Here is a 1,507-nt window from a genome sequence, read left to right on the forward strand (position 1 = left end):
ACCCGCCGATCCCCTACCGAGATGAGAAACAACACGCCGTTGTTGCGACCGGCCTTGCCAATGCCCCAGTAGTTAAATAGCTGCGTGGTGAACGCTTTCGGCGTGGCATATCCCTGAGTGTTGGGTACCGTCACCACCGCCATCTCGGCACTGGTGCGCTGCTCAAGCTGGGTGAGGAGACGGTTCAGCTCGTTTTCAGTGCTGCTGCTGAGGATGTCGGCGGTGTCGGAAACCCATCCTCCATACTGGCGGCGGGGGTTGGGCACTTGTTCGAGGGTAATTGCCCAAGCAGGCTGCGGGATCCACAGCGATACACTGAGCAAGACTGCCGCCCAAACTTTTGGCATGGCTCACCTGGCTGAGCGCTGCCTTGGTTTTAGCACAGCCCCTTCGGATGGAGATGCATTTGCAACACGGAACTGTCTAGAGGCGTCTTGACAGCGCCTTTACGAGCTCGTTTGTGGACTGCGTAAGAATCCCCCCCCTTTAGGCGGTGGGAGTGTCAAGAACGCAACCACTTCCAAAGTTATCCCGAATACCAATGAGACGAACACCCCCTCACCCCTAACCCCTCTCCCAGAGGGAGAGGGGGGAAGTGGATCTTGCCGTTCTCTATCACTCAGGGTCAGCTATCCCCGCCGGATCCTCCCAGTGAAGCGGATCCGGCCAGGTTTCTTCTTGCCATTCCACCTCAAAGCACTCTTGGGCCATTTGGAGAAAATGTTCGATCAGTTCAGGGATCCCCGGCGCTGTGGGGCAAAGGTCGTACACGCCAATCACCTGAGAGCCGGGCAGGTATCGTTCCCACAGCTCGAAATTGGGCCGCAACAGCAGGGATCCCTGTTGCAGGATCCCCCAGGGTTGCCACAGTTGGGCGTTGCCCATCAGCTTTTTGCCCTGCCAGCTCAGATCGGCGCGGGTACGGGCGGCGAAGCAACTGACTTTGTTGTGGTAGCCCGGGTCTGGGGTTAGGCGGTTCTGGCCAGCAGGTCGGTCGTGAGCAGAAACGCGTGGATCCACCGCAATGCCCAGCGCCGCCAGGCCCTCTACCCAAAAGCGGCAGCAGAAGTCGTACACGCAGGCCCGCTGCAAACGGGGCAGCCGACGTTGGAGGTAAGAAAGGGGCAGCACCAAGCTGTAGGTCAGCTCCGCTGCCTCTTCAGCCGCCTGGTGCAACACCGCCCGTCCGCCGGTGGGCCGGCGCACCACTGGGATCCCTGGCGCTGAATCGGGCCAGGCCTGGTGCCGCCCTAGGGAGAGGGTGAGCCGATCCCAGCCGTAGAAGCGCAAACAGGGCCTGGGAGCATGGCGCAGCCGCTGCAAAAGCCAGGCATCTTGTTCCATCTGCCAGCCGCCAGGAGCCACGCGATAGGGCAGCCAAGCTCCCTGGGATCCCATCTCAAGTGGGGGGAAACTCTGCTCGCAGCGGCTCGTCGTATTCATCGGCCAGGCTGGCGACAATGGTGACGGCCCGCGAGATCTCGCCCGCACTGATCCCCTCGAGAGT

General features: G+C 61.2%; 2 protein-coding genes. Both read right to left on the reverse strand.

Annotation, left to right across the window (positions count from 1 at the left end; translation table 11 throughout):
* Positions 1 to 347: TPM domain-containing protein (locus NW857_RS11390; RefSeq protein ID WP_414368983.1), on the reverse strand; the 347-nt coding region annotated here is incomplete at its 3' end.
* A 268-nt stretch (positions 348 to 615) separates the two neighbouring features.
* Positions 616 to 1,443: a lipoyl protein ligase domain-containing protein gene (locus tag NW857_RS11395; RefSeq protein WP_414335868.1), complete on the reverse strand. Its 828-nt coding sequence runs from the start codon at positions 1,441 to 1,443 to the stop codon at positions 616 to 618.
* Positions 1,444 to 1,507: the final 64 nt, after the last annotated feature.

This window comes from Synechococcus sp. H55.9 (assembly GCF_047462355.1).
Taxonomy (GTDB): domain Bacteria; phylum Cyanobacteriota; class Cyanobacteriia; order Thermostichales; family Thermostichaceae; genus Thermostichus.

What these genes read in the sequence shown, in the direction of transcription:
- NW857_RS11395 (WP_414335868.1), bottom strand. Translation starts at nt 1,443, where the DNA reads ATGAATACGACGAGCCGCTGCGAGCAGAGTTTCCCCCCACTTGAGATG.